Raw genomic sequence first — 23607 nt, forward strand, 5'->3', positions numbered from 1 at the left:
GATTCAGGCGCGCCCTGTAACGTTGACGAGACCGCGCGTGCGGTCCATTGCACGAGAGGAACCGCATGCCCGTCTGGAAGCTGCACGGAAACGGCCGGGACGTCGCCCCCGGCGCCGTCGTCTCACCCCGCGAGCGCCTCAGCTGGCCCGCGACGATCGCGATGGGCGTGCAGCACGTCGTCGCCATGTTCGGCGCGACCTTCCTGGTGCCGACCCTCACGGGCTTCCCCGTCCCGACGACGCTCCTGTTCTCGGGTGTCGGCACGATCCTCTTCCTGCTCGTCACGCGCAACCGCATGCCGAGCTATCTCGGATCCTCGTTCGCGTTCATCGCGCCGATCACGGCCGCGACCGCGCAGGGCGCGATCGGGTCCGCCCTCGCGGGCGTCGTCGCCGTCGGCGTGCTGCTCGCGATCGTCGGCGTGGTCGTGCACGTGGCCGGCGTGAAGTGGGTGGACGCCCTCATGCCGCCCGTCGTGGCAGGATCCATCGTCGCGCTGATCGGCTTCAACCTCGCCCCCACGGCCTGGGCGAACTTCAAGGCGGATGCGACCGCCGCGACGATCACGCTCGTCGCGACGATCCTCTTCGCCGTGCTGTTCCGGGGCTTCCTCGGGCGCATCTCGATCTTCCTCGGCGTGCTCGTCGGCTTCCTCTACGCGATCGCGACGGGCTGGTTCGGCCAGGTCAACCCCACCACGGGCCTCACTCCGGCGCAGGTCATCGACGAGGCGGCCTGGGTCGGCGCACCGCAGTTCCACCTGCCCGACTTCGCCTCGTCGAGCACCTGGTCGACCCTCGCGATGTTCCTCCCCGTCGTGCTGGTGCTGATCGCCGAGAACGTCGGCCACGTGCGCGGCGTCGCCACCATGACGGGCGACGACGCGCTCAACAAGGAGACCGGCCGCGCGCTGCTCGCCGACGGCCTCGCGACCACCGTGGCGGGCATCGGCGGCGGATCCGGAACCACCACCTACGGCGAGAACATCGGCGTCATGGCCGCGACCCGCGTGTACTCGACGGCCGTCTACTGGGTCGCCGGCTTCGCCGCGATCCTGCTGGCCTTCTCGCCCAAGGTGGGAGCCGTGTTCAACTCGATCCCGCCGGGGGTCCTCGGCGGCGTCACCACCGCGCTCTACGGCCTGATCGGCATCATCGGCATCAAGATCTGGGTCGACAACCGCGTCGACTTCTCGCGCCCCGTGAACCAGTACACCGCCGCGGTGTCGCTCGTGATCGGCATCGCGGGCTTCACGATGCAGGTCGCCGACTTCGCCTTCGGCGGCATCGTGCTCGGCACCGTCGCGGCCCTCGTGATCTACCACGTGGGCAACGCCATCGCCCGCGCCCGCAAGACCGGCGCCGACGACGGCGGCCCGATCCCGGCCGTCGGCCAGCTGGGGGGCGACCCGGAGAACTGAGGTGTCGCGGAGCGGCCGGGAAGCGATGCAGGCGCCGGTCTCACGGATCCACAACGACGCGGCCGCGAGCGGCTTCGCGCTCGACGGCGCGCAGCTCGCGGCGCTCGACGCGCTCGCGGATCCGTCGGCGGGGGTGTACCTCTCCGGGCCCGTGGGCCGGGGCAAATCGTGGCTCGCCGACGCGTGGTTCCGGCACGCCCCGACGCCCAGGAAACGGCGCGTGCACTTCCATGCGTTCCTCGACGAACTGCACCGCGCGGTCTTCGCGCGCCAGACCGCCCTCCGCGACCGACGCCTCGCCCAGCCCCTGGGCGGGCCTACGGTTTCGCGCGTCGAAGCCCCGCGAGTTCTGGCGACCCACGGGCGGGCGGAGCCCGTCGTGATCACGGGCGGGCCCGATTCGCAGCGCGATGTCCTCGCGTCCGCGCCGACGACGACCGCGCCGGATCCGGTTGGGGACGCCATCGTCGACGTCGTGGGCGACGCGGAGCTGATCGTCTTCGACGAGTTCCACCTGCACGACCCGGCCGATGCGCTCCTGCTGACGAGGCTGCTCGCGCATGCATCGGAGCGCGGCATCCGTCTCGTCGCGACGTCGAACTACTCCCCCGACGAGCTCCTGCCGAGCCCCCTGTTCCACGACCTGGTCGCGCCGGCGATCCGCATCATCGGCGAGACCATGCGTCACGTGCGCCTCGATGGCGGCACCGACTATCGCGCGGGGTCGCCCGCGGATCCCGCGCGGCGCGGGTTCGCCGCGGGCGCGTGGGTGGCGGATCCGCCCGCTGCCGTGCCCGACGGGTCGCGGGTCGTGCGGGTCCGCGACCGCAAGTTCGAGGTGGTCTCTGCGGGCGACGAACTCTGGATCACCTTCGATCAGCTGTGCACGGCGCCGACGAGCGCGATCGAATACCTGGACTGGGCCGAGCGGTTCGACCGGTGGGTGGTGCTCGATGTGCCCGACGTTGGCGAACTGCCGGAGGCGCCGCGCCAGCGCTTCGTGACGGCCGTCGACGTGCTCGTCGACCGCGACGTGGAGACCGTCTTCGTATCGGCCCTGACCCGCGCATCACTCGCGACAACCCTCGCGGGCACCCGCGACGCCACCCGCCTCCTCAGCCGCCTCGCCCTCCTCGGCTAGCTTTCGCACGCCACCCCCACCCCACCTGTTCGTATGACACTTTCGCGTGGTGCGAGCGCCCCGGACTGGGCAAAGGTGTCATTTCAACGGGAAGGTGGGTGTCCCTTGCCCCACCCACCGTTGGAACGACACTTACGCGCAGTGCGAGCGCCCCGGACTGACGAAAGGTGTCATTTCAACGGGAAGGTGGGCGCTCCTCGTGCCTCACCCCGTTCGTATGACACTTACGCGTAGTGTGCGCGGCCCTAAGGGCACAAAGGTGTCATTCGAATGGTGAGGGCGACGCCCGACCCCGCCCACCCGTTGGTATGACACTTACGCGTAGTGCGCGCCGGCCCGAAGTGCGCAAAGGTGTCATATGAACGGTGAATGGGGTGGGTGGGGGCTATTCGCCCTCGCGTTCCTTGCGGCGGCGGGCTAGTTCTTCGCGGAGCTTCGCCTCGTACTCCTCGCGCTCGAGGTCGGCGAGCTGCTGCTCGGTCGTTCGGTAGGGCGCCGGCTGGGGGCGCTGCGGCTGCGGCGCGGTCTGCTGCATCTGCTGCGGGAAGCGCGGCGACGGGAAGGACCGCTGCTCGTACTCGCGCCCGATGACCCACCACAGCAGGCTGCCGATGAAGGGCAGCAGGATCACGACGATGATCCACCCCATCTTCGGCAGATAGCGCACACGATCGTCCGGGATCCGGATGATGTCGATCAGCGAGGCGATGAAGATGGCGAGGTTGATCGCGCCGAGCAGGAAGGGCATACCCGCATCTTATTAACCGTCAGCGGCGGCAGGATAGAATCGTCGTATTCTCTCCCGCCCGCGACTTCACGGAGCTCACACATGCCCACCATCGTCGTCGACGTCATGCCCAAGGCCGAGCTGCTTGACCCGCAGGGCAAGGCAGTCACTGGATCCCTCGCCCGTCTCGGGCACGGCCAGTTCCAGAACGTGCGCATCGGCAAGCGCGTCGAGCTGACCGTCGAGGGCGAGGTGACCAACGAGGTGCTCGCCGAGGCCAAGAAGGTGGCCGAGGAGATCCTCTCGAACCAGGTCATCGAAGACGTCGTCAGCATCGAGGTCGTCTGATGGCCGCCCGGATCGGTGTCGTCACGTTCCCGGGTTCGCTCGACGACCGTGACGCGCAGCGCGCGGTGCGCGTCGCGGGTGCCGAGCCGGTGGCCCTGTGGCACGGATCCCACGACCTCGAGGGCGTCGACGCGGTCATCCTCCCGGGCGGCTTCTCGTACGGAGACTACCTGCGCGCCGGCGCGATCGCCGCGCTCGCGCCGATCATGACCGAGATCAAGGACGCGGCCGGCAAGGGGGTGCCCGTGCTCGGAATCTGCAACGGATTCCAGATGCTCGTCGAGGCGCACCTGCTGCCCGGCGGCCTGATCCGCAACGCGCACCAGCAGTTCATCCGCCGTGACCAGAAGCTCGTGGTCGAGAACGCCGACACCGCCTGGACCAACGCGTTCCGCCGCGGCGAGGAGATCGTCATTCCGCTGAAGAACGCCGACGGCGGCTACACGGCCGACGCCGAGACGCTCAAGCGGATCAACGGCGAGGGCCAGGTCGCGTTCCGCTACGCGGGCGTCAACCCTAACGGTTCGCTCGACGACATCGCGGGTCTCACGAACGAGGCGGGCAACGTCGTCGGCCTCATGCCGCACCCCGAGCACGCGATCGAGCCGGGCTTCGGCCCCAACACCCCCGAGGCCATGCGCTCCGGTGTCGACGGCCTCCGCTTCTTCGAAAGCGCCCTCCGCGCCCTCCAGCTGGTCTAAGCGCACAAACGACGGTTGGCCCGCCCCTTAGGGGTGGGCCAACCGTCGTTTCACCAGCCACCTAACACACCCACGGAACCGCTCCTCCTCGCGTCACCGGCGGAGCGCAGCGACCGCCCGCCCGGCCCCGCTGGCTCCGGGTCTGGCGGAGGATCCGCACAGCGGATCCGAGGGACGCGGGGCCGGGCGGGCGATCGCGGAGCGGCCCCACAAAGCGACCGCGAAGCGGAGCAACCCAGTAGGTTGGATCCCGTGACCCTCATCGTTTCCGTCCCCACCGCCCAGCTCGTCACCGACGTGAGCGCACTCCTGGATCCCGCCGACGACATCGAGGTCGTCCTGTGGGAGGACGGAGACGCGCCGCGCGACGACATCGACATCGTCGTGCCGCCCTACATGAAGCAGGGCCGCATGTTGCGCGCGGTGCAGGCGATCAAGCCGCGGCTGATCCAGGGGCAGGCGATCGGATACGACGGGGTGGCGGATGTGCTGCCGGAGGGCTTCGTCTACGCGAACGCGTCGAGCGTGCACGAGACGGCGACGGCCGAGCTCACGCTGGGCCTGCTGATCGCGGCGCAGCGCGGCTTCGCCGACTTCGTGCGGCATCAGGGTCAGTCCGACTGGTACTACGTGAAAACTCCGGGCCTCGCCGACGCCCGGGTGCTGATGCTCGGCTACGGCGGCGTGGCGAAGGCGATCGCGGCTCGACTCGATCCGTTCGAGGTCGAGCTGACGCCCGTGGCGTCGCGGGCGCGCGAGGAGGACGGCCGCCGCGTGCGCGGGATCGACGAGTACCGCGAGCTGCTGCCGCACGCCGACATCCTCATCAACGTGCTGCCGGGCGGCGAAGACACGCGTCACCTCATCGACGACGCGGCGCTGTCGGCCCTCCCCGACGGCGCGCTGGTCGTGAACGTCGGCCGCGGGCCGACCGTCGACACGGACGCGCTCGTCGACCACGTGCGCCGCGGGCGGATCCGCGTCGCGAGCGACGTGTTCGACCCGGAGCCCCTGCCCGCGGATCACCCGCTGTGGACGCTCCCGAACGTGTTCATCACGCCCCACGTCGGCGGCCTCACGAACGCGATGGCCCCGCGCATCGCGAAGCTGATCGCGGACCAGGCGCACCGCCTCGCGCGGGGCGAGGATCCGATCAACGTCGTCATCGGCGGCTGACTTTTCCTCACATTCGCGACACCTCATCAATTCTCCGACGAATCATCCCGCACCGACGGATGACTTGTCGGAGACTTGATGAGGCGTGGGGAAAGGGATGACTCGCCCCCGGGCGTCAACGCGGCGCGAGCAGCGCCGCCCCACGCGCCCCCGCCCATACGCCGAGGGTCGCGAGTCGCACCTCCGGGATCGTGTGGAAGGTCGCGCCCGCGCGCGCGGCGTCGATGGCGGGATCCACCGTCCACCGCGGCGATCGGGAAAGCCCCCCGCCGACGACGATGAGGCCGGGATCGACGAGAGCGGCGAGCTCGAGGATCGCCCGCCCGAGTGCGCGCGCCGCGGCGTCGAGCGCCGCGGCGGCCGACCCGTCGCCGGACTCGGCGGCGCGCACGACGTCGAGCGCCGTCGCGCCGTCCGAGGGGCTGCCGCCGTGGTCCGCCCATCGCGCCGCGATCTTGGTTCCCCCGATCGCCGTCTCGAGGCAGCCGATCTGTCCGCAGGAGCATCGGACACCGTTGCCGGCGACGGGGATGTGGCCGATCTCCCCGGCCGCGCCGTGCGCGCCCCGGCGAACGGCACCGCCGACGACATGGGCGCCCGCGATGCCGGTGCCGAGGGCGATGACGAACACGTCGTCGCGGCCGTGGCCCGCGCCGAGTCGCGCCTCCGCCGTTGCGGCGGCCTCGCCGTCCTGCACGGCACGGCCGGGAATGCCGAGCGCCCCCGCGAGTGTCTCGGCGGGGCGCGTCCCGTTGAGCCAGCTCATGTTGGCGGCACGGCCGACGAGGCCGGTCGCCGGGTCGAGCGTGCCCGCGATCGTGACCGCGAACCCCGTCGCCGCGCGGCCGGACTCGTCGAGGAATCGGCGCGCCGAGATGGCGAGCTCGTCGAGGGATCCCGACGGCACGCTCGCCCGGGCGATCTCCTCGCCCTCCTCCGACACCAGCATGAGCTTGGTGTGCGTGCCGCCGTAGTCGATGCCGAGCGAGGTCACAGCGCGACGCCCAGCAGCTCGCGGAGGGCGGCGGCCTCCGCTTCGTCCGCGGTCGTGTAGCTGGACTCGCCCGCGGCCGCGGCGGATCCGAGCGAGACGGCGAGGGTCGCGGTGACGGTGCGTTTCGCGGACGCGTGCACCGCGTCGACGCCCGTGGCGGCGATCGCCGCGGCGTTCGCCGAGGTGACGCCGGCCCCCGCCATCACCTGAATGCGCCCCGCGGCGCGTTCGACGAGGCGTGGGAAGACGTCGAGGGCCTCCGAGGCGGACGGTCGCCCGCCGGAGGTGAGCACCCGCGTCGCCCCCGACTCGATGAGCGCGTCGAGGGCGGCATCGAGATCGGCGGCCTGGTCGAATGCGCGGTGGAAGGTGACCTCCGCATCGCCCGCGAGCTCGCGCACGCGGCGCACGAGTTCGCCGTCCACGGATCCCTCGACGAGTCCCCCGATCACGACGCCCGCGGCGCCCAGGCGGAGCGCGTGACGCACGTCCGCGAGGATGAGCGCCGTCTCGTCGGCGCTGTGGGTGAAGCCGCCCTCTCGCGGGCGGATGAGCGCATGCACGGGCACGCCGGTTGCGACGGCGGCCTCGACGAGTCCGGCCGAGGGGGTGACACCCCCGGTCGACAGGGCCGAGCACAGCTCGATGCGGTCGGGCCGCACACGCGCGGCGACCGCGAGCCCCTGCGGATCCTGCACCGCGAGCTCGAACGCGGTCATGCGCTCGCCGTCCCGGCGAAACCGCGCACGTAGCGACGCCCGCGGATGACGGCCGCCGAGAGGTCGGGGCGTTCGTCGAAGGCGTCGTACGGGAACATCGGCCGCACGATGCGCGAGTGGCCGAGGCGTTCGAGATCCTGATCGACCGGCCCCGGTGTGAGCGCGAGCGTCCATCCCTTGGCGACGTCGTACAGCGTCGGCTCGAGGTAGCCGATCTTCGTCACGACGATGTCGGCGGCCTCGGGGTCGAGCCCGATCGCGTGGAAGTCGGCGACGTCGTGATAGGCCTTGCGGAACTCCGTCACGATCGCGCGGATCCCGCCGACGCCGATGACGGCGATGCGCCCGGCGGCCGGGTCGCCCTCGTGGAGCGAGACGAGCTCGCCGCGGATCCGGATGGGCTCCGAGACGCGATGATCGACGCGGGCGCCGGCGACGACGTCCACCTGCTCGCCGGGCTCCTGCGCGAAGAGCTGCTCGATCGCACCCTGGTCGAAGATCGAGGCGACGTAGACCAGTGGTGCGCCGTCGCCGGTCAGGCGCTCGTCGGCCAGGAGCCGGGTCAGCGTCCACGTGACGTCTCCGGATCCGCCGGCTCCCGGGTTGTCGCCCGAGTCGCTGATGAGGTACGGCTTCTCGCCGCCCGCCGCCCCGTGGGCGAGTGCGGCGTCGACCGCCTCGTCGAGCGAGCCGGGAGGGCCCACGAACGCGAAGTCGTCGCGGGCGTCCCACAGCTCGCCGGCGATGCGCTCCGCCTCCGCCGTGATCACCGCCTCATCGTCTCCCGTCACCATGACCGTCGCGTGGCACCGCGGTTCGTCGGCCCAGGCGTACCCGATCCAGAGCCCGAGGTCGCTGATGCCCGGCTTCTTCTCGACGTCCTCGAGCTGCGCATAGAGCGACCTGGCAGGCTCGACGCGCGTCGACGTCTTCTCGCCGGGCAGCAGGATCGGCACGCGCACCCACGCGGTCGAGGGCTTCTCGCCGCGGCGGATCCATTCGACGAGGCGCTCGGCCGAGCGCTCCTTCGTCTCCCACGCGTCCTCGTGCGGGGCGAGGCGGTAGCAGGTCGGCAGATCCAGCGCGAGCGCGAGCGTCTCGGACATGTTGCCGTGCAGGTCCATCGGCGCCGCGATGAGGGCGTCGGGTCCGACGACCTCGCGCACCGCGGTGACGAGGTCTCCCTCGGCGTCGTCGAGACCGACGACGCTCATCGCGCCGTGGATGTCGAAGTACACGCCGTCGACGTCGCCGGCCTCGCGGAGGCCCTCGACGATCCTGCCCTTGAAGTCGTCGTACACCTCGCGCAGCACGGCGCCGCCGGGGATGGCGCGCGCCATGAACACGGGGATCCACTCGGCGGCGTCCGCGAGCGGCCGGCCGGGGGCGAGGAAGTCGTAGCGGGCGATGAGCTCCGCCCCCGTGAGGACGGGGAAGTCGCGGTAGCCGGCGCGGTGCGCGGCATAGGCGCTCGACTCGATCGCCATGCCGACGATCGCGATGCGGGGCTGGGTCATCTTCACTTCTCCAGGAGTCCGGCGCGCGCTGCTCGACGCTGGCGCTGCGCCACGGGATCGGGGGACGGCACGGAAGCCAGCAGCTCCTGTGTGTAGAGCTCGCGCGGCGCGCGCAGGACGTCCGAGGTGGGCCCCTGCTCGACGATGCGTCCGCGCCGCATGACGACGACGCGCTGCGTGAGCTGGTTCACGACGCCGAGGTCGTGACTGACGAACAAACACCCGAACTCGAGCTCCTCGTGCAGCACGCGCAGCACGTCAAGCACCTCGGCCTGCACGGACACGTCGAGCGCGCTCGTCGGCTCGTCGGCGACGAGGAGGCGGGGCTTCAGCACGAGGGCGCGGGCGAGGCCCACGCGCTGCCGCTGGCCACCGGAGAACTCGTGCGGGTAGCGGCTGGCGGCGTCCTTCGGCAGGCGCACGGCGTCGAGCAGTTCGGCGACGCGCGCGCGTTTGTCCGCACGCGACATCCCTCGCCCGTGGATCGCCAGCGGTTCCGCGATCGACTCCCCCACGGTCATGCGCGGGTCGAGCGATCCGCCCGGATCCTGGAAGACCACGCCGACGTCGCGCAGGAGGCGACGTGCCGCGCGGCCGCGGAGGGAGCCGAGGGGTTGGCCGAGCAAGGAGATCTCGCCGGCGTGGGCCGGGAGCAGGCCGAGCGCGAGCCGGCTCACCGTCGACTTGCCGGATCCGGATTCACCGACGAGGCCCACGAACTCGCCCTGACCGACCGCGAGATCGATGTCGTGCACGGCGGGGACGAAACGTCCGCTCACCCGGTAACCGGCCGTCACGCCGCGCATCGAGATGACCGGATTCGCGGGCTCGTCGAACGCGTGCGCCTCGCCGGCAACGCCGGCTCCCCCGAACGCCGCCGGGGGCAGCTCGGGGATCGCGGCGAGGAGCGTGCGGGTGTAGTCGTGGTCGGGGGTCGTCAGCACGCGCTCGGCGGGGCCCGACTCGACGACGCGACCGTGGCGCATGACGAACACGCGATCGGCGAGATCGGCGACGACGCCCATGTTGTGCGTGATGATCAGCACGCCGACGCCGCGCTCGCGGACGAGGGTGCGCAGCAGGTCGAGGATCTCGGCCTGCACGGTCACGTCGAGCGCCGTCGTCGGCTCATCGGCGATGATCAGGCGGGGCTCGCACGCGAGCGCGATGGCGATGACGACGCGCTGGCGCTGGCCGCCCGAGAACTCGTGCGGGAACTGCTTCGCACGGCGCTCGGGGTCGGGGATCCCCACCTGGCGCATCAGCTCGACGGCGCGCTCGGCGGCCTCGGCCTTCGTCGCGGAGGTGTGGTTGCGCACGGCCTCCGCGATCTGAGCGCCGAGCGTCATGGTCGGGTTCAGCGCCGTCATCGGCTCCTGGAACACCATCGACACGACGCGGCCTCGAACGTCGTCGAGCTCGGCGGTGGTCGACCCGATGATCTCTCGCTCGCCGTCGCGATCCGCGACGCGAATGGATCCGCTCGCCGTCGCGGTGCCCGGCAGCAGGCCCATGACGGAGAAGGAGGTCACGCTCTTGCCGGATCCGGACTCGCCCACGAGCGCAACGACCTCGCCGGCCGAGACGTCGAGACTGACGCCCGCGACGGCCTCCTCCGCCCGTCCGGCGAAGCGCACGCGGAGGTCGTCGATGCGCAGCACCGTTTGAGTCGTCATGAGGTCCGTCCCTTCACGTCGAACACGTCTCGCAGTCCGTCGCCGACGAAGTTCAGCGCGCACACCACGAGCACGATCGCGATTCCCGGTGGCAGGATGAGCCACCAGGCGTCCTGATAGATCAGAGACAGCCCGCTCGACAGCATCGCTCCCCAGTCGGTGGCGGGCGGCTGCAGGCCCATGCCGAGGAAGCTGACGTATGCGACGAGCAGGATGGCGTCGGCGACCTGGAAGGTCGCGTTGACGACGACGGTCCCGATCGTGTTGGGCACGATGTGCCGCACCACGATGCGCGAGTGGGATCCGCCCATCGCGCGCGCCGCGACGACGTAGTCGCGCGTCTTCACGGAGAGGGACTCGGCCCGCACCAGCCGGGCGGGCACGAGCCACGAGACGAAGCCGATCACGAGGATCATCACGAGCGGGCTCGGCTGAACGATGCTCGAGAGCACCAGTAGCAGGAAGATCGCGGGGATGGCGATGCCCGCGTCGACGATGCGCATCATGAACGCGTCGACGATGCCGCCGACGTAACCGGCGATGGCGCCCCACAGGGTGCCGATCACCGTCGCGAGCATGCCCGCGAAGATGCCCACGAGTAGGGAGGTGCGCCCGCCGATCATCAGGCGGCCGAGCACGTCGTAGCCGAGGGCGTCGGTGCCGAGCGGGTGGCCGTCGACGCCCGGCTTGAGGTTCGCCGACTCGAGAGCCGTGCGCACCTGCTCGGTGGGGTGGATGATCGGTCCGATCGTGACGAACAGGACGGCGAGGATCAGCACGACGAGGCCGACCAGTGCGAGCTTGTTCGCGGCGAAGCGTGTGAGCGCGCTCATGCGAGGCCTCCTCGGGTGCGCGGGTCGAGGACGGCCTGGATGATGTCGGCCAGCAGCGATCCGACGACCGTTGCGATCGAGATGACGAGCACGCAGCCGAGAAGCACGGGGAAGTCGCTCGACTGGGCGGCGCTCCAGAAGAGCAGGCCCATCCCGGGATAGTTGAATAGCTGCTCGATCACGAGGGCCCCGCCGAACATGACGGGCAGCTGGTAGCCGAGCATCGCGATGACGGGAGTGAGCGAGTTGCGCAGAAGGTGGCGCGAGAGCACGCGACGGAAGGGCGTGCCCTTCGAACGGGCCGTGCGGATGTAGTCCTCGCTGAGGCTGTCGAGCGCCGAGGAGCGCATGTAGCGGCTGAAGTTCGCGACGAGCGGGATGGCACCCGTGATTACGGGCAGGATCATGCGCTGCGGTTCGAGAAGCACGTCGCCGATCGTCTCGCCCTGCGGGGCGCCGGCGGGCAGGATGCCGAAGCCCTGGCTGAACACCATGATGAGGATCATGCCGAGGAAGAAGCTCGGCGTCGAGTACGCGATGATCGCTAGAGTCGACAGCGTGTAGTCGGCGCCGCGGTTGCGGCGCACGGCCTGGAAGATACCGACGGGGATCGCGATGACCAGGGCGATCACGAGCGAGAGTCCCGTCAGGAGGAGCGTCTTCGGCAGGCGCTGCATGATGGCGTCGGAGACCGACATGTTGAGCAGGAAGGACTGGCCGAGGTCGCCCGAGAGCAGGCGCCCGAGGAAGAGGATGTATTGCTCCCAGACGGGGCGGTCGTATCCCTGCTCGTGGTTGAACTGCGCGATCTGCTCCGCCGTCGCCTGAACGCCGAGCACGCCGCGGGCGGGGCCACCGGGAAGCATCTGCAGCAGCGCGAACACGACGATCGTGACGACGAAGATCACGACGATCGCCTGGACGATGCGTCGCAGCAGGAAGAAGAGGAACGGATGGCGGCGGGGGCGCGCCCCCGCGACCGCCGCCTGTGCGGCGACGGTCGCGGGAAGCTGATCAGGCGTCTGACTCACGAGCGCGTCTTACTCCGCCCAGGCCCAGCGCTGGGGGTGGAAGTTGCCCATGGAGTCCTGGTCCACGCCCGTCAGGCCGGCGTCGATGACCGACACCTGGTAGACGGGGTTCGGAACCCACATGACCGGGAGATTCAGGGCGCCGTACGCCGAGTACTCCTGCATAGCCGTCTCGTCGCCCGCGGCGAGGGTCGCGGCGATGAGCTCGTCCATCTTCTCGTCGCTGTAGGAGCCGAAGTTCGAACCGCCGCCGGTCGAGAAGAGCTGCTCTCCCGTCGGGTAGGCGGGGAAGTACCACGAGCCCGCGGTACCGAAGTACGGCAGCTCCCAGGTGCACTCGGGCGAGTCCGACTCGCACGAGGGGATCGATCCCAGAACCGTGTTGAGCGGCGCAGATTCGATGGTGACGCCGACGCCGGCCTCCTCGAAGGTCGACTTCATCTCGGCGAACATGTTGTCGGTCTCGGTCGAACCGCTCTGCGACAGGATCGTGATCGACAGCTTCTGGCCGTCCGCGATGCCGTCACCGCAGTCGGCGCCGGTCTCGCACACGAAGATGCCGTCGGAGCCGAGGGTCCAGCCGTTGTCCTCGAGGAGGGCCTTCGCCGCCTCGGGGGCGAACGGGTAGGGGTTCTCGCGCTGCTCGTCGGAGAGGAACTTGTTGTCCGGATCCTGCGGAACGGGGCCGTAGACGGGGTTCGCGGCGCCGTGCCAGACGACGTCGGAGATCGTGTCCTGGTCGATCAGCTGCTGCAGCGCCTGGCGCACGTACAGCTGCGAGTAGACGGGACCCATGGTCGGGTTGTTGAAGTTGTACGGCAGGTAGGTGATGGCCCAGCCGTCCCAGTTCACGACGTCGTAGCCGAGGTCTTCGTACTGCGCCGAGTTGTCGAGCTCGCTCGTGGGCACGTAGCCGTAGTCGACGTCGCCGGAGCGCACGGCCGCGACCTCCGCGTCGTTCGACGTGAACGGCAGGAAGTTCACGGTCGAGATGTTCGCGGCGTCCTCGCCGTCGTACTTCTCGTTCTTCTGCAGCGTCATCCGACCCGAGTCGCTGAAGGACTCGAGCCCGTACGGCCCGCTGATCGTGTCGAAGAGCGGGTTCTCGGCGTAGCCCCCGAGGTCCTCGCCCTCGCCGATGAGGTACTCCCAGATGGCCTGCGCGCCCTCGGGGGTCTTCGCGAGCTCGGGGTCGGGAGTGCCGCCGTCCTCGGTGATGCTCCAGGCGTGCACCGGCAGCGGCATGATGAGCGTCAGCTGCGAGGCGAGGAGCCACTCCTCGTTGTACGAGTCGTCGAACGTCAGCACGACGGTCTTGTCGTCGGGCGTCTCGACGCTCGCGACGAGGTCGGGCATGGATCCTGCCCGGTAGCTGCCCCAGACATCCTTGTTCGCCTTGACGAGATCGAACCAGAAGGCCACGTCGGCCGAGGTGATCGGCTCGCCGTCCGACCAAGTGCGGTCGTCGAGCGTGATCGTGACGCTGGCGTCGTCGTCGCCGAAGGTGATGTCCTTCGCGAGGTCGGCGGTGGGGACGCGGTCGACGGTGCCGGTCGAGCCGTCGTATGCGACGAGCGGTTCGTAGAGAGAGCGGATCAGCGACGAGTTGTGCGTCGTCATCTTGCCCGCCGTCGCGAGCGGCACGAGCCAGTTCGGCGTGGCGTTCGCCGGAAGCGCGTAGTTGATCTCGTCCTTCGAGCCGCCGCCGGTGGTCGAGCTGCCGTCGGACGAGCAGCCGGCGAGCAGGCCCGCTGTTGCGGCGATGCCGACGGCTGTGAGGGCGAGCCGACGCCCTCGGAACGCGAATGTCGATCGCATGGAGGTCCTCCTGGTGTGAGCGCAACGGCGCGCTGGGGCTGGGTGAGTGGAACAATGAATACGGTAACCGAACAAAGTTCATCCGTAAATGGTATGAACTGTCACAAATAAGTTAATCCGCGATCGCAAAAAGTTCCGCTTCTCGTACGATTAGGGCGAGAAACCCGTGCCGACCAAGGACATCCATGTCACGCACCAGCAGCAGCGCCGCCGAGAATCAGGTCCTCGCGGTCATCGGATCGGGTCGAGCGCGCTCCCGCCGCGAGATCTCGAGCATCCTCGGTCTCTCGGCGTCCACGGTCTCCCAGCACGTGCAGTCGCTGCTTGCGCAGGGCCTCATCGCCGAGGGCGAGGCCCGCGGATCCACCGGTGGCCGCCGCGCTCGCGAGCTGCAGCTCGCCGGTGAGACGGACCGGCTCGGCGCAATCGATCTCGGCGGTGGACACGCCCGCCTCGCCGTACTCCCCCGCGGCGGTGCGCTCGGCGAGACGTCCGAGATCACCGTCGACCTGCGCGTCGGCGCGGAGGCCGTGCTCGAACGCTGCATCGAGGAGATCCGCTCGCTCGCGAAGGGGCAGACGCTCGCCGGAATCGGCGTCGCCCTGCCCGGCCCGGTGGATCCCGAGACGCACGGGGTCGTGAGCCCCTCGCGCATGCCGGGGTGGGCCGGCCGCGACATCGCGGCGCTCGTCGAACGCCTCACGGGCGCCCCGGCCGTCGTCGAGAACGACGCGAACGCGATGGCGCTCGGCGAGCACTTCGCTCGCACGCCGCATGCCGACTCGTCCGTGACCGTCAAGGCGGGAACCGCGATCGGCTCCGGCATCGTGATCGGCGGATCCGTGTATCGGGGCGCGGGCGGCGTCGCCGGCGACATCACGCATACGCGCGTCGCGGCGGCCCACCAGTTCCCGTGCTCGTGCGGGAACCTCGGCTGCCTCGAGACGGTCTCCTCGGGCGCCGCCCTCGTGCGGCTGCTCCAGAACGAGGGCGTCGAGGTCGCCACGACGCAGGAGGTGCTCTCGCTCGTGCGCGATGGCCATCCGCGGGCCACGGCCCTCGCGCGGTCGGCCGGGCACCACCTCGGCGAGGTGCTCTGCGCGGTCGTCAACTTCTTCAATCCCAGCGCGATCTACCTCGGCGGCTCCCTCTCGTCGCTCGAACCGTTCGTGTCCGCCCTGCGCAGCGAGATCTACGAGGGATCGCACCCGCTCATGACGCGGGACCTCACGATCGCGCCGGCGGCGCTCGGCGCGGATGCGAGCCTCGTCGGCGTCTCGCGCCAGATCAACGAACACCTCGCGCGCCTGACCCGGGGATGACGAAGGCCCGCCCCTCCGTTCGGAGAGGCGGGCCTTCGTGCGCGGGCGTCAGAGCCCGAGCCAGCCCTGGATCGGGTCGAGCAGGAAGTACACGACGAAGAGCACCGAGACGAGCCACATCAGCCAGTGGATCTCCCGGATCTTGCCGCGCGCGAGCTTCACGATGACGAAGGAGATGAATCCGGCGCCGATGCCATCCGAGATCGAGTAGGTGAACGGCATGAGCGCGATCGTGAGGAAGGCGGGGATGCCGATATCGGGGTTCTTCCAGTCGACGCCCGCGATCTGGGTCATCATCAGGAAGCCGACGAGCACGAGCGCGGGAGCCGCGGCCTCGTAGGGCACGAGCGCGACGAGCGGCGCGAGGAAGGTCGACAGCAGGAAGGCGACTCCGGTGACGACCGCGGCGAGACCCGTGCGGGCGCCCTCACCGACGCCGGCGCTCGACTCGACGAACGCGGTGTTCGACGAGGTCGATCCCATGCCGCCCGCGATGGCACCGAAGGAGTCGACCAGGAGGATCCACTTGGAGCGCGGAGGGTTGCCCTCGGAGTCGAGCAGCTTCGCCTCGCCGCCGATGGCGACCATCGTGCCCATCGTGTCGAAGAAGTCGGCGAGCATGAGCGAGAACACGAGCAGGACGATCGTGACGACGCCGATGTTCTGGAAGGAACCGAGCAGCGAGAACTGACCGAGCAGGGAGAAATCGGGCAGGTCGACGACGCCGTGGAAGATCGGGGCGCTCTTGAACCCGCCGGGGTTGTCCTCGCCGAGCGTGCCGAGGTGCAGCGTGTTCTCGAGGATCACGGCGATGATCGTCGCGACCAGGATGGAGATCAGCAGGGCGCCGGGAACCTTGCGCACGTGCAGCACGATCGTGAGCACGAGGCCGATCACGAAGACCAGCACGGGGAAGGTGCCGAGGTTACCGAGGCCGAGGATCGTGCCGGATCCGGGGGTGACGATGCCCGCGTTGCTGAGGCCGATGAGGGTGATGAACAGGCCGATGCCGACGCCGATCGCGGTCTTCAGCTCGGCGGGAACCGCCTTGAACACGGCCTCGCGGAAGCCGGTGAGCACGAGCAGCAGGATGATGATGCCCTCGATCACGATCAGGCCCATGGCGTCGGCCCAGGTGACGTTGGGGATGCCGGCGATCGAGAAGGCGACGACGGCGTTCAGGCCGAGGCCCGCCGCGAGCGCGAGCGGGAAGTTCGCGAGAACGCCCATGAGGATCGACATGACGCCGGCGACGAGCGCCGTCGCCGAGGCGATCATCGACAGGTTCGGCTGCGACAGGTCGGTGCCGCCGCCGAGCAGCTGGCCGGTGCCGTCGAGCGTCGTGCCGAGGATCAGCGGGTTGAGGACGAGGATGTAGCTCATGGCGAGGAAGGTCACGAGCCCGCCGCGGATCTCGCGGCCGACGGTGGATCCTCGCTGGCTGATCTTGAAGAAGCGATCGACGGCCCCGCGGGGCGCTGTCGGGGCGTTCACCGAATTCATAAGGAGGATATTTCCACAGTCGCCTGGGATCTCGGCAGAATGGCCGTGCACGGAACCCGCAGTATTCAACAGGCGTATAGTAAAGACATGAAGTTCATTCATGCGAATGAACATGACGAACGTTCCGAGGAGGACGAGATGAGTTTCGAGAACAAGGTCGCGCTGGTCACGGGCGGCGGATCGGGAATCGGCGAAGCGATCGCGAAGGAGCTCGCGAAGCTCGGCGCGAAGGTGGTCGTCACCGACATCCGGCTCGAGTCGGCGCAGCGCGTCGTCGACGAGATCGTCGCGGACGGCGGCACCGCTGCCGCGTTCGCCGGCAACACCGCGGATCCGGAAGACAGCCGCAAGTCGGTCGAGTTCGCCGTCGAAACGTACGGCAAGCTCAACTACGCCGTGAACAACGCCGGCATCGGCGGCAAGCTGGCGCCGGCCGGCGAGGTGGACCTCGACGACTGGAAGCGGGTCATCGACATCAACCTCAACGGCGTGCTGTACGGCATGCGCTACCAGATCCCGGCGATGCTCGAGGCGGGCGCCGACGAGTCGGCCATCGTCAACATGGCGTCGATCCACGGCACCGTGGCCGCTATCGGCAGCGGTGCCTACACCGCCGCAAAGCACGGCGTGGTGGGCATCACGAAGAACGCCGCCGCCGAGTACGGCCCGGCCGGCCTGCGCATCAACGCCGTGGGCCCCGGCTACATCGAGACCCCGCTCGTCGTCAGCTCGCTCCCGAAGGAGGCCTACGACGCCCTCGCCGGAAAGCACCCCCTCGGCCGCCTCGGCCAGCCGGAGGAGATCGCGACGGTCGTGCGCTTCCTGCTCAGCAAGGACGCCTCGTTCGTGACCGGCGCGTACTACCTGATCGACGGCGGCTACACCACCGTCTGATCGTCGCACGCAGAATGCCCCGCACTCGTGACGAGTGCGGGGCATTCTGCGTCGATCGGCGCGAGCCGGATCAGCGCACGGTACCCGCGCGGCGCTTGTTGTAGACGTCGAAGGCGACGGCCAGCAGCAGCACGAGGCCCTTGATGATCTGCTGGCTCGACTGCGGCACGCCGAGCAGCTGCATGCCGTTCGTGATGACGGCCATGACGAGACCACCGACGAGCGCGCCGCCGACGCGGCCGACGCCACCCATCGTCGAGGCGCCACCGATGAAGCAGGCCGCGATCACATCGAGTTCGAACATGTTGCCCATGCCGGGCTGCGCGCCGTTCGAGCGCGACGAGAACACCGCGGCGGCGATGCCCGTCAGGAAGCCCATGTTGACGAAGATCCAGAAGTTCACGCTCTTCACGTTGACACCCGAGAGGCGCGCCGCGGCGAGGTTGCCACCCACGGCGTAGACGTGGCGACCGAACACTGTGCGGTTGGTCACGACGTTGTACGCGAGGATCAGAACCGCGACGATGATGAGCACCCACGGGAAGCCGCGGTTGTAGGCGAGCGCCCATGCGAAGGCGAGCAGCACGACCGAGATCGCGACGAGCTTCAGCACGAACAGGAACATCGACTCGACGGCCTGCCCGTAGCTCTGGCGAGCGCGGCGGGTGCGCAGCGAGCTGACGACGAGGCCGATCACGGCGAGCACGCCGATCACGAGCGTGAACACGTCGACGGTCTGCGCGACGCCCTTGAGCCCCTGGCCCTCGCTGACGACGATCTCACCGAAGAGGCCGTCGAGGAATCCGCTCGCGACGTTGCGGTAGTCGGACGGGAACGGCGAGAGCGACACGTTGTCGAGCACGAGGTAGGTGAGGCCGCGGAACAGCAGCATGCCCGCGAGCGTCACGATGAAGGCGGGGATGCCCACGAAGGCCACCCAGAAGCCCTGCCATGCACCGACGACGATGCCCACGGCGATGGCGGCGAGGACGCCGGCCCACCACGGCATGTCCATCCTGATCACGAGCACGGCCGAGACCGCCGAGGCGAAGGCGAGCACGGATCCGACCGAGAGGTCGATGTGCCCGCCGACGATTACGAGGATCATGCCGAGCGCCATGATGAGGATGTGCGCGTTCTGCAGCAGGATGTTCGTGACGTTCTCGGGGCTGAGCAACGTGCCGCCCGTGAACACCGTGAAGATCAGGATGATCGCGACGAACGCGATGTAGATGCCGGACGTGCGGAGGTTCTGCGTCAGCAGATCCTTGACCTCGACGAAGACGTTGTTCTTCATGCCGCGGCCTCCTTCGAGGAAATCGGTTCGATTGTCATGAGTTCCATGAGCTTCTCCTGCGTCGCCTCGGCGATGGGAAGCTCACCGGTGATGTGGCCGTAGGCCAGGGTGTAGACGCGGTCCGCGAGGCCGAGCAGCTCGGGGAGCTCGCTCGAGACGACGATGACGGCCTTGCCCGCGGCGGCGAGAGCGTTGATGATCTCGTAGATCTCGTACTTCGCGCCGACGTCGATGCCGCGGGTGGGCTCGTCGAGGATCAGCACCTCGGGATCGGTGTAAAGCCACTTCGACAGCACGACCTTCTGCTGGTTGCCGCCGGAGAGGTTGCCGACGACCTGCGCGACCGTCGGCGACTTGATGTTGAGGTCCTTGCGGAACTGCTCCGCGACCTTGATCTCCTCGTTGCTGTTGACGAAGATCGAGGCCGTGGCGACCTTGCCGAGCGCCGACGACGACACGTTCGTCTTGATGTCGGAGATGAGGTTCAGGCCGTACTGCTTGCGGTCCTCCGACACGTAGGCGATCTTGTTCTTGATCGCGTCCTTGACGGTGCGGGTCGAGATCTCCTTGCCGTGGAGTGTGACGCGACCCGATGCGTCGCGGCCGTAGCTGCGACCGAACACGCTCATCATGAACTCGGTTCGGCCGGCGCCCATGAGGCCGGCGATGCCGACGATCTCGCCCGCGCGCACGGTGATCGACGCGTCGTCGACGACCTTGCGGCCCGCCTGCGTCGGGTGCGAGACCGACCAGTTGTCGATCCGGAAGATCTCCTCGCCGATGTCGGGCGTGCGGTCCGGGAAGCGGTTGTCGAGCGAACGGCCAACCATGCCGCGGATGATGCGGCTCTGCGTCGCGTCCGGGCCGTGCATATCGATCGTCTCGATCGTCTCGCCGTCACGGATGATCGTCGTCGAGTCGGCGATGTCGACGATCTCGCCGAGCTTGTGACTGATGATGATGCACGTGATGCCCTGCTCGCGCAGGTCGCGGAGCAGGCCGAGCAGGTGCTCGGAGTCGGTGTCGTTCAGCGCCGCGGTGGGCTCGTCGAGGATGAGCAGCTTCACATCCTTCGTGAGCGCCTTGGCGATCTCGACGAGCTGCTGCTTGCCGACGCCGAGCTGGCCGACCGGCGTCGTGGGGTTCTCGTTCAGCCCCACGCGGCGCAGCAGCTCGATGGCGCGGGAGTTCGCCTCGTTCCAGTCGATGAGACCGCCCTTGACGGTCTCGTTGCCGAGGAAGATGTTCTCGGCGATCGACAGATAGGGCACCAGCGCGAGCTCCTGGTGAATGATCACGATGCCGGCGCGCTCGGAGTCCTTGATGGCGCTGAAGCGCTGCGGCTCGCCGTCGAAGATGATCTCGCCGTCGAAGGATCCGTGCGGGTAGACGCCGGACAGCACCTTCATGAGGGTCGATTTTCCGGCACCGTTCTCGCCGCAGATCGCGTGGATCTCGCCGCGCTCGACGCTCAGGGTGACGTTCTTGAGCACCTTGACGCCGGGGAAGTTCTTGATGATGTTGCGCATCTCGAGGATTGCGTCGCTCATCGCTGCTCCTGTCGTTTGGTCGCAGGTCGGGGTCGCTCGCTTCTCGCCGGGGCCCGTTCGGGCCCCGGCGAGAAGCGAGCAGAGGGGTGCGTCTTACTCCGCGACGCCCGCCGCGATCTCTTCCTCGGTCCAGTAGCCCGAGTCGACGAGCAGCGACTGGATCGAGCCGGCGGTGACGATGTCCGACTCGAGCAGGAACGACGGCACGACCTTCACGCCGTTGTCGTAGGTCTCGGTGTCGTTCGCCTCGGGCTCGGTGCCCTCGGCGTAGGCCGAGGCGGCTTCGACGGCCTGGGTGGCGAGCTTGCGCGTGTCCTTGAAGATTGTGCCGAACTGCACACCGTCCTGGATCATCTTGACCGACGCGATCTCGGCGTCCTGACCCGAGACGATCGGCAGACCCTCCTCGATGGTCGAGCCGTAGCCCGCGTTCTCAAGGGCGGTGATGATGCCGCGCGAGATGCCGTCGTAGGGCGAGAGCACGCCGTCGAGCGGCTTCGAGCCACCGCTGTAGGTGCTCGTGATGAGGTCTTCCATGCGCTTCTGCGCCGTGGCCTGGTCCCAACGCAGCGTCGCGACGGTGTCGAAGTCGTCCTGGCCCGAGCCGATCGTCAGGCGACCGTCGTCGAGGTACGGCTTCAGGGTCTCCATCGCGCCGTTGAAGAAGAACGGGGCGTTGTTGTCGTCGGGCGAGCCCGCGAACACCTCGATGATCTTCTTGTCCGTCAGGCCGGTGTCGGCGTTCTCGGCGTCGAGGTAGCCGAGGCCCTGGAGCAGGGTCTGCGCCTGCTGCACGCCAACCTGGTAGTTGTCGAAGGTCACGTAGAAGTCCACGGCCTCCGTTCCGTTGATCAGGCGGTCGTAGGCGATGACGGGGATGCCCTTGTCGGCGGCGTTCTCGAGCTGCGTCGCGAGCGCCGTACCGTCGATCGACGCGACGATCAGGATGTCGGCGCCGTTCGTGATCATCTGGTCGAGCTGCTGCTGCTGGCGCGGGATGTCGTCGTTCGCGTACTGCAGGTCGACGTCGTAGCCGGCCTCCTCGAGCTGCGACTTGACGGCGTCGCCGTCGGCGATCCAGCGCTCCGAGGTCTCGGTCGGCATCGCGACACCGACGGTGATGTCGGAGGCAGCGACCTCTTCGCCGCCGTTCGAGGCGGGTTCTTCCGCGTTGCTGGAGCAGCCCGCGAGGCCGAGGCCCAGCGCCAACGCGCCCGTGAGCGCGATCGTCCGCATACCATTTCGCATCATTGCTGTTCTCTCTTCATCGAAAGGTGCGCCCCGGTCGGGGTCGCGGTGGTCAGAGCGGCTTCGTGCCGTCTGCTTCATGAACAATACATATTGACGGGCCTGCGTACAAATTACTTTCGCATAACATTGCATGACGAAATTTCCCGATCACAGGCGATCCGATGACCGAAACCCTCCTCCGTACGACGAGCATCACCAAGCGCTTCGGCGCCGTGACGGCGCTCTCCGACGTCTCGCTCGACGTCGCCGAGGGCGAGGTGCACGCGCTGTGCGGAGAGAACGGCGCCGGAAAATCGACGCTCATGAAGGTGCTCTCGGGCGTCTACCCGGCCGGATCCTTCGAGGGATCCATCGAGCTCGACGGCCGCGAGGTGCGGTTCCGCTCGCTGGCGGAGAGCGAGGACGCCGGCGTCGTGATCATCCATCAGGAGCTCGCGCTCATCCCGCACCTGTCGATCGCCGAGAACATCTTCCTCGGCGGCGAGCTCCGGTCGCACGGCCTCATCGACTGGCGCGCGACAAACGAGCGCGCGGCCGAGCTCATGGCGCGGGTGGGGCTCCACGAGAACCCCACGACGCCCGTCCGCGAGCTCGGGATCGGACAGCAGCAGCTCGTCGAGATCGCCAAGGCACTCTCCAAACGCGTCCGCGTGCTGATCCTCGACGAGCCGACGGCCGCGCTCGGGCAGGCCGACTCCGACCGCTTGCTCGGGCTCATCGAGCAGCTGCGCGGGCAGGGCATCACCTGCATCGTGATCTCGCACAAGCTGCGCGAGGTGCTGCGCATCGCCGACCGGATCACGGTAATCCGCGACGGATCCGTGATCGAGACGATGGAGCGTGACGATCCCGAGACGGACGAGGGGCGCATCATCCGCGCCATGGTGGGGCGCGACCTCGACAGCCTCTTCCCGCCCCGGGATCCGCTGATCGGCGAGGAGCTTCTGCGCGTCGAGAACTGGACGGTGCACCACCCGGCCGACCCGTCGCGCGTCGTCGTCGACGACGTATCGTTCTCGGTGCACGCCGGCGAGATCGTCGGGTTCGCGGGGCTCATGGGATCCGGGCGCACGGAGCTCGCCATGAGCATCTTCGGGCGCGCCTACGGCTCGCGCATCAGCGGCGCGCTCGTCAAGAAGGGCGTGCCGATCCAGGCGCGCAGCGTCGAGGAAGCGATCGGCCACGGCATCGCGTACGCGACCGAGGACCGCAAGGAGCTCGGCCTCAACCTGATCGGCGACATCCAGACGAACACCTCGGCGGTCGCGCTCTCCCGGCTCTCGCACGGCGGCCTCCTGAACCTGATCCGCGAACGCAAGATCGCCGACGCGTACCGGTACAAGATGAACGTCAAGGCCCCGAACGTGCTCGTGCCCGTCGGCACGCTGTCCGGCGGCAACCAGCAGAAGGTCGTGTTGGCGAGGTGGATGTTCGCCAACCCCGACGTGCTGATCCTCGATGAACCCACGCGCGGCATCGACGTGGGCGCGAAGTACGAGATCTACGGCTTCATCAACGAGCTCGCCGCGCAGGGCAAGGCCATCATCGTCATCTCCTCGGAACTGCCAGAGGTACTCGGGCTGTCGGATCGCATCTACACGCTCGCGGGCGGGCGCTTGACGGGCGAGGTGGCGCGGGAGGATGCCACGCAGGAACAGCTCATGCGATTCATGACCGCCGGGCTGTGA

The 23607-nt window shown here is 68.8% G+C and carries 20 protein-coding genes; 8 read left to right on the forward strand and 12 right to left on the reverse strand.

Features of this window, described 5'->3' with window-relative positions; all coding sequences use genetic code 11:
• The first annotated feature begins 65 nt into the window (after positions 1–65).
• Both IEX05_RS07790 and zapE read left to right on the forward strand, forming a co-directional pair.
• The gene (locus IEX05_RS07790; RefSeq protein ID WP_188700827.1) at positions 66–1421 is read left to right on the forward strand and encodes a uracil-xanthine permease family protein; all 1356 of its coding nucleotides are present in this window, start codon (positions 66–68) and stop codon (positions 1419–1421) included.
• A gap of 1 nt (position 1422) precedes the next feature.
• Entirely contained in the window at positions 1423–2562 is a 1140-nt protein-coding gene (gene zapE / locus IEX05_RS07795) for a cell division protein ZapE (RefSeq protein WP_188700828.1), read from the forward strand.
• Positions 2563–2947: 385 nt separating this feature from the next.
• On the opposite strand, the gene IEX05_RS07800 is transcribed toward zapE, so the two are convergent.
• Positions 2948–3310 carry a PLD nuclease N-terminal domain-containing protein gene (locus tag IEX05_RS07800; protein WP_188700829.1) on the reverse strand — a complete coding sequence of 121 codons (363 nt, stop codon included), beginning with the start codon at positions 3308–3310 and terminating at the stop codon, positions 2948–2950.
• Between the two features lie 81 nt (positions 3311–3391).
• On the opposite strand from IEX05_RS07800, the gene purS reads away from it, so the two are divergent.
• The 3 genes from purS to IEX05_RS07815 all read left to right on the forward strand — a co-directional run bounded on the left by purS (position 3392) and on the right by IEX05_RS07815 (position 5514).
• The gene (purS, locus tag IEX05_RS07805; protein WP_188700830.1) at positions 3392–3637 is read left to right on the forward strand and encodes a phosphoribosylformylglycinamidine synthase subunit PurS; all 246 of its coding nucleotides are present in this window, start codon (positions 3392–3394) and stop codon (positions 3635–3637) included.
• Positions 3637–4338, forward strand: coding sequence for a phosphoribosylformylglycinamidine synthase subunit PurQ (purQ, locus tag IEX05_RS07810; protein ID WP_188700831.1), 702 nt, complete (start codon positions 3637–3639; stop codon positions 4336–4338). Before purS ends, purQ begins: the two co-directional genes overlap by 1 nt.
• Before the next feature lie 252 nt (positions 4339–4590).
• A complete protein-coding gene (locus IEX05_RS07815) occupies positions 4591–5514 on the forward strand; it encodes a 2-hydroxyacid dehydrogenase (RefSeq protein WP_188700832.1) in 924 nt (307 codons plus the stop codon).
• Positions 5515–5629: 115 nt separating this feature from the next.
• Here IEX05_RS07815 and IEX05_RS07820 read toward each other — a convergent pair whose 3' ends face one another.
• Genes IEX05_RS07820 through IEX05_RS07850 form a run of 7 tightly spaced genes read right to left on the reverse strand, consistent with a single transcriptional unit; the run spans position 5630 to position 14102 of the window.
• The gene (locus IEX05_RS07820; protein ID WP_188700833.1) at positions 5630–6508 is read right to left on the reverse strand and encodes an ROK family protein; all 879 of its coding nucleotides are present in this window, start codon (positions 6506–6508) and stop codon (positions 5630–5632) included.
• Positions 6505–7227 carry a copper homeostasis protein CutC gene (locus tag IEX05_RS07825; RefSeq protein ID WP_188700834.1) on the reverse strand — a complete coding sequence of 241 codons (723 nt, stop codon included), beginning with the start codon at positions 7225–7227 and terminating at the stop codon, positions 6505–6507. Before IEX05_RS07825 ends, IEX05_RS07820 begins: the two co-directional genes overlap by 4 nt.
• Positions 7224–8744, reverse strand: a complete 1521-nt coding sequence (locus IEX05_RS07830; RefSeq protein WP_188700835.1) for a M81 family metallopeptidase — start codon at positions 8742–8744, stop codon at positions 7224–7226. The genes IEX05_RS07825 and IEX05_RS07830 overlap by 4 nt, the downstream gene beginning before the upstream one ends.
• 2 nt (positions 8745–8746) lie before the next feature.
• Positions 8747–10420 carry an ABC transporter ATP-binding protein gene (locus IEX05_RS07835; protein WP_188700836.1) on the reverse strand — a complete coding sequence of 558 codons (1674 nt, stop codon included), beginning with the start codon at positions 10418–10420 and terminating at the stop codon, positions 8747–8749.
• Positions 10417–11253, reverse strand: a complete 837-nt coding sequence (locus tag IEX05_RS07840) for an ABC transporter permease (RefSeq protein ID WP_188700837.1) — start codon at positions 11251–11253, stop codon at positions 10417–10419. Before IEX05_RS07840 ends, IEX05_RS07835 begins: the two co-directional genes overlap by 4 nt.
• Complete coding sequence (locus IEX05_RS07845; RefSeq protein WP_308423408.1) at positions 11250–12284, reverse strand: ABC transporter permease; 1035 nt, start codon at positions 12282–12284, stop codon at positions 11250–11252. The genes IEX05_RS07840 and IEX05_RS07845 overlap by 4 nt, the downstream gene beginning before the upstream one ends.
• 9 nt (positions 12285–12293) lie before the next feature.
• Positions 12294–14102, reverse strand: coding sequence for a peptide ABC transporter substrate-binding protein (locus IEX05_RS07850; protein ID WP_188700838.1), 1809 nt, complete (start codon positions 14100–14102; stop codon positions 12294–12296).
• Between the two features lie 185 nt (positions 14103–14287).
• Here IEX05_RS07850 and IEX05_RS07855 point away from each other — a divergent pair, with 185 nt between their 5' ends.
• Positions 14288–15424: an ROK family transcriptional regulator gene (locus IEX05_RS07855; RefSeq protein ID WP_188700839.1), complete on the forward strand. Its 1137-nt coding sequence runs from the start codon at positions 14288–14290 to the stop codon at positions 15422–15424.
• Between the two features lie 48 nt (positions 15425–15472).
• Here IEX05_RS07855 and IEX05_RS07860 read toward each other — a convergent pair whose 3' ends face one another.
• Positions 15473–16927 carry an NCS2 family permease gene (locus IEX05_RS07860; protein ID WP_188700840.1) on the reverse strand — a complete coding sequence of 485 codons (1455 nt, stop codon included), beginning with the start codon at positions 16925–16927 and terminating at the stop codon, positions 15473–15475.
• A 138-nt stretch (positions 16928–17065) separates the two neighbouring features.
• Here IEX05_RS07860 and IEX05_RS07865 point away from each other — a divergent pair, with 138 nt between their 5' ends.
• The gene (locus tag IEX05_RS07865) at positions 17066–17821 is read left to right on the forward strand and encodes an SDR family NAD(P)-dependent oxidoreductase (RefSeq protein ID WP_188701013.1); all 756 of its coding nucleotides are present in this window, start codon (positions 17066–17068) and stop codon (positions 17819–17821) included.
• A 70-nt stretch (positions 17822–17891) separates the two neighbouring features.
• Here the strand turns inward: IEX05_RS07865 and mmsB are convergent, their stop codons facing one another.
• The 3 genes from mmsB to chvE all read right to left on the reverse strand — a co-directional run bounded on the left by mmsB (position 17892) and on the right by chvE (position 21916).
• Complete coding sequence (gene mmsB / locus IEX05_RS07870) at positions 17892–19118, reverse strand: multiple monosaccharide ABC transporter permease (protein ID WP_188700841.1); 1227 nt, start codon at positions 19116–19118, stop codon at positions 17892–17894.
• Positions 19115–20668: a multiple monosaccharide ABC transporter ATP-binding protein gene (mmsA, locus tag IEX05_RS07875; RefSeq protein ID WP_188700842.1), complete on the reverse strand. Its 1554-nt coding sequence runs from the start codon at positions 20666–20668 to the stop codon at positions 19115–19117. Before mmsA ends, mmsB begins: the two co-directional genes overlap by 4 nt.
• Before the next feature lie 93 nt (positions 20669–20761).
• A complete protein-coding gene (chvE, locus tag IEX05_RS07880; RefSeq protein ID WP_373286295.1) occupies positions 20762–21916 on the reverse strand; it encodes a multiple monosaccharide ABC transporter substrate-binding protein in 1155 nt (384 codons plus the stop codon).
• A gap of 164 nt (positions 21917–22080) precedes the next feature.
• Here chvE and IEX05_RS07885 point away from each other — a divergent pair, with 164 nt between their 5' ends.
• A complete protein-coding gene (locus IEX05_RS07885; protein ID WP_188700843.1) occupies positions 22081–23607 on the forward strand; it encodes an ATP-binding cassette domain-containing protein in 1527 nt (508 codons plus the stop codon).

It is taken from the genome of Microbacterium nanhaiense, from assembly GCF_014646015.1.
Taxonomy (GTDB): Bacteria; Actinomycetota; Actinomycetes; order Actinomycetales; family Microbacteriaceae; genus Microbacterium; species Microbacterium nanhaiense.